Annotated in this window: 5 protein-coding genes and 2 pseudogenes; 5 read left to right on the top strand and 2 right to left on the bottom strand. The window is 61.3% G+C overall.

Annotated features, from left to right (window positions below; translation table 11 throughout):
- On the top strand, positions 1-113 hold a 113-nt coding region (locus tag EN893_RS21550), incomplete at its 5' end, for an SH3 domain-containing protein (RefSeq protein ID WP_245490876.1).
- A 68-nt stretch (positions 114-181) separates the two neighbouring features.
- On the opposite strand, the pseudogene EN893_RS21545 reads toward EN893_RS21550, so the two are convergent.
- Both EN893_RS21545 and irrA read right to left on the bottom strand, forming a co-directional pair.
- Positions 182-346: pseudogene (locus EN893_RS21545) on the bottom strand (DUF4260 family protein); the annotation flags it as partial.
- 19 nt (positions 347-365) lie between these two features.
- Positions 366-797, bottom strand: coding sequence for an iron response transcriptional regulator IrrA (gene irrA, locus EN893_RS21540; protein WP_024503471.1), 432 nt, complete (start codon positions 795-797; stop codon positions 366-368).
- Positions 798-1040: 243 nt separating this feature from the next.
- Between irrA and fabA the strand changes: the two genes are divergently transcribed.
- The 4 genes and pseudogenes from fabA to EN893_RS21520 all read left to right on the top strand — a co-directional run.
- Positions 1041-1556, top strand: coding sequence for a 3-hydroxyacyl-[acyl-carrier-protein] dehydratase FabA (gene fabA, locus EN893_RS21535; protein ID WP_013527885.1), 516 nt, complete (start codon positions 1041-1043; stop codon positions 1554-1556).
- A gap of 50 nt (positions 1557-1606) precedes the next feature.
- A complete protein-coding gene (fabB, locus tag EN893_RS21530; protein ID WP_127267922.1) occupies positions 1607-2827 on the top strand; it encodes a beta-ketoacyl-ACP synthase I in 1221 nt (406 codons plus the stop codon).
- Positions 2828-2840: 13 nt separating this feature from the next.
- A complete protein-coding gene (fabI, locus tag EN893_RS21525) occupies positions 2841-3653 on the top strand; it encodes an enoyl-ACP reductase FabI (protein ID WP_128361761.1) in 813 nt (270 codons plus the stop codon).
- A 205-nt stretch (positions 3654-3858) separates the two neighbouring features.
- Positions 3859-4171 (top strand): annotated as a pseudogene (locus EN893_RS21520) (bifunctional diguanylate cyclase/phosphodiesterase); the annotation flags it as partial.

Genomic DNA, 4171 nt, shown 5'->3' with positions numbered 1-4171 from the left:
CGATCAAATCCTGCGACGGCCAGTGGTGCGAAATGACATTCGATGGCCACACAGGCTGGCTTGCCCAGTCGATCGTCTGGGGCGCCTATCCCGGCGAACGGGTCAAGGACTGATTCTTGACCCAGAATCTTAACCCCGATCCTTCACGGCCCGGTTTGGGTGTGTTGAAATTCAGGTCAGCCTAGCGCCCGATACGGCCGAGATGGGTGTCCTGAAAGCCGGTTGGCAGCTTCAGGCCATAGGCCAGCGCACGGTCGATGGCGATGTGCGCGATCCAGATCAGCGCAACCGCCATCGCGGCCGCATTGCCCCACATGTGCCCGCCGAGCAACAACAGCACGGGCACGGTAAGGGGGCCTCGCCGGTCATTCGCGGCGTTTGGGGCGCAGCCTCACCACGATATCGACATTGGCGATCTCCATCCCTTCCGGCGGCTCCGGCAGGTTGGCGACCGTCACCGGACCACTGTCGATGTCGAATATGCGGTTTTCGCCTTCGATGTAGAAATGGTGGTGGTCGGAGGTGTTGGTGTCGAAATAGGTTTTCGCGCCCTCCACGGCGAGGATGCGCAAAAGTCCCGCCTGGGTAAACTGGTGAAGGGCATTGTAGACGGTGGCCAGCGACACCGGCACGCCGGCGGCAACCGCCTCCTCGTGCAGTTCCTCGGCCGACAGATGCCGGTCGCCCTTGGCGAAAAGCAGATCGGCCAGCGCAATGCGCTGACGCGTCGGCCTCAGGCCAGCTTCACGGACCCGCTTGTCCACAGCGACATTTTCCTTCCGGCCGTCCAGGTCCATCTTCTCGTCGAACCCCACAGTTCCGCCCCAAGACACGCCCAGAATGGCAAAAAAATGAACGTCTGCCGAAACCGGACCTCTCAGGACATATATTCTGTCGTCCGAATGCGATCAATAGCGCGCATTGACCCAGGCAGACGAGCAGGCTAAGCGCAAACGCCGGTTTCCGGCCTGAAACAGATTGTGTTAGGAAACCAACGACAAGGGCACCCGATAGCCCGGAACGATATGGGGATGAGATTGATGGCGGGTAAATCCAGCTACGAGTACGACGAATTGCTGGCCTGCGCCCGCGGCGAACTGTTCGGACCGGGCAACGCCCAGCTTCCCTATCCGCCGATGCTGATGTTCGACCGCATCACCGAGATCAGCGAGACGGGCGGCGCCTTCGAGAAGGGTTTCATCCGCGCGGAGTTCGACATCAAGCCGGACCTGTGGTTCTTTGCCTGCCATTTCATCGGCAATCCGATCATGCCGGGGTGCCTCGGCCTCGACGCCATGTGGCAATTGACGGGCTTCTATCTTGGCTGGCTGGGCGAACCCGGCAAGGGGATGGCGCTGTCGACCGGTGAAGTGAAATTCAAGGGCATGGTCACGCCCTCGGTGAAGAAGGTCGAATATGGCATCGACTTCAAGCGCGTGATGCGGGGCCGGCTGGTGCTCGGCATCGCCGATGGCTGGCTGAAGGCGGATGGCGAACCCATATACGCGGCAACGGATTTGAAAGTCGGTCTGTCCAAGCAGTCGGCGGTTGGCTGACCGGCATCCCTGGCCAGCCCTCTGGCCAGCACCCCTGGAAGGAGTTGCGAATGAGACGTGTCGTAGTCACAGGCATCGGCATTGTGTCGTCGATCGGCAACAATGCCAACGAGGTGCAGACCTCTCTGCATGACGCCAGATCCGGCATCAGCTTCTCCGATTCCTTCGCCGAACACGGCTTCCGCTGCCAGGTCTGGGGAGCGCCGACGCTCGATCCATCGGCCATGATCGACCGCCGTGCGATGCGCTTCCTGAGCCAGGGGGCTGCCTGGAACCATGTCGCCATGGATCAGGCGATCGCGGATGCGGGCCTCGGCGAGAGCGACATCACCAATGAGCGCACCGGCATCGTCATGGGATCGGGCGGACCATCCACCCGCACCATCGTCGAAGCTGCCGAAACGACGCTGAAGAACGGCAGTCCCAAGCGCATCGGTCCGTTCGCGGTGCCGAAGGCAATGTCGTCGACCGCATCGGCGACGCTTGCCACCTGGTTCAAGATCCACGGCGTCAACTACTCGATCTCGTCGGCCTGTTCGACCTCGGCGCATTGCATCGGCAATGGCTATGAATTGATCCAGTGGGGCAAGCAGGACATCATCTTTGCCGGCGGCCACGAGGATCTCGACTGGACGATGTCGGACCTGTTCGACGCCATGGGCGCCATGTCGTCGAAATTCAACGACAACGCATCGACCGCTTCCCGCGCCTATGACGCCAATCGCGACGGCTTCGTCATCGCCGGCGGCGCCGGGGTGCTGGTGCTGGAAGAGCTTGAGCATGCCAAAGCGCGCGGCGCGAAAATCTATGCCGAGATCGTTGGCTATGGCGCGACGTCGGATGGTCACGACATGGTTGCCCCTTCAGGCGAGGGCGCAGTCCGCTGCATGCGCCAGGCGCTGGCCACGGTTTCCACACCGGTCGACTACATCAACACCCATGGTACCTCGACGCCGGTGGGAGATTCCAAGGAAATGGGAGCGATCCGCGAGGTGTTCGGCCCAGAGATGCCGTATATCACCTCGACGAAGTCGCTGACCGGCCATTCGCTGGGCGCGGCCGGCGTGCAGGAATCCATCTATTCGATCCTGATGATGCAGGGCGGCTTCATCGGCGAAAGCGCCCATATCGAGACCCTCGACCCCGAATTCGAGGGCATGCCGATCGTGCGAAAGCGCATCGACGACGCCAGGATCGACACTGTCTTGTCCAATTCGTTCGGCTTCGGCGGCACCAACGCCACGCTCGTTTTCCAGCGCTATTCCGCATAAGGATTTGCCGGCCATGGACGGATTGATGAAGGGCAAGCGCGGGCTTGTCATGGGTGTCGCCAACGATCATTCGATCGCCTGGGGCATCGCCCGGAAATTATCCGAACATGGCGCGGAACTCGCCTTCACCTATCAGGGTGATGCCTTCGGACGCCGGGTCAGGCCGCTGGCCGACAAGCTCGGCGCCTCGCTGGTCGTGCCGTGCGACGTCGAGGACAGCGCCTCTGTCGCGGCCACGTTCGAGACTCTGGGCAAGGAATGGGGCGGGCTGGATTTCGTCGTCCACGCCATTGGCTTTTCCGACAAGAACGAGCTGAAAGGCCTCTACGCCGACACCAGCCGGGACAATTTCGTCCGCACCATGGTGATCTCCTGCTACTCCTTCACTGAGGTCGCCCGCCATGCGGCCACCTTGATGAAGGACGGCGGATCGATGATCACGCTGACCTATGCGGGGTCGGTCCGCGTCATGCCGAACTACAATGTCATGGGCGTCGCCAAGGCAGGGCTGGAGGCGAGTGTCCGGTATCTTGCGAACGACTACGGTCCGCGCGCCATCAGGGTGAACGCCATTTCGGCTGGACCGGTGCGCACGCTCGCCGGCGCCGGCATTTCCGATGCGCGCCACATGTTCTCCTACCAGCAGCGAAACTCGCCGCTGCGCCGCACGGTGACCATCGACGAGGTCGGTGGCTCGGCACTTTATCTGTTGTCGGATCTGTCTTCCGGGGTTACCGGCGAAATCCACGATGTCGATTCCGGCTATCACATCGTTTCCATGCCGACGCTCGACGAATTGAAGCAGACCGACGGCGCACGAGACTAACGCCTGCCGCCCAAAGATGCGCGGCGGTTTTAAAATGGCGACATTTGAAGACACGAAGCTTAGGCGCGCCAGTTGAATCCGTTTCAGCGCCAGGCGCGTTGATCCGCTCAAGAAATACTTTCGGTCCAATAAAATTGGATTCATTCGCGGAAACTCATTTTAAGGAGATATCCGCTAGAAAGCCCCGTACTCAGGGGAACTTTCAATGCTCGCCGTCAGCCACCCGAAGCGAACACCGGTGTTCCGACTGCTCACCATAGCGAGTTCGGGTCTCGGCAGTTTCGTCCTCGGGCTCTGGGGCCTGAAGCTCGGTCTCGGCGATGGTTTTGCCGGCATCTCCGCGGACATGATGGTCTCGGTGATGGCCGCTCTTTGCGCACTGGCGGCGTCGGTCGCCGCGATGTCCTTCTTCGCCGGCGTCGATGAATCAGCGGATTTCGTCTTCACGGAAACCCATTTCGACAAGCTGACCGGCCTGGTGGCACGCCCGGCGATGGTCGGCAAGATTGCCGAGGCGG

Origin of the sequence: Mesorhizobium sp. M7A.F.Ca.CA.004.04.2.1 (assembly GCF_004022825.1) — a bacterium.
Taxonomy (GTDB): Bacteria; Pseudomonadota; Alphaproteobacteria; order Rhizobiales; family Rhizobiaceae; genus Mesorhizobium.
Note: the sequence above shows the minus strand (reverse complement) of the source record. Positions and strands in the feature narration are given on the sequence as shown.

Coding starts and splice junctions, on each gene's coding strand:
- fabB (WP_127267922.1), top strand. CDS start 1,607: ATGAGACGTGTCGTAGTCACAGGCATCGGCATTGTGTCGTCGATCGGC.
- fabA (WP_013527885.1), top strand. CDS start 1,041: ATGGCGGGTAAATCCAGCTACGAGTACGACGAATTGCTGGCCTGCGCC.
- fabI (WP_128361761.1), top strand. CDS start 2,841: ATGGACGGATTGATGAAGGGCAAGCGCGGGCTTGTCATGGGTGTCGCC.
- irrA (WP_024503471.1), bottom strand. CDS start 797: ATGGACCTGGACGGCCGGAAGGAAAATGTCGCTGTGGACAAGCGGGTC.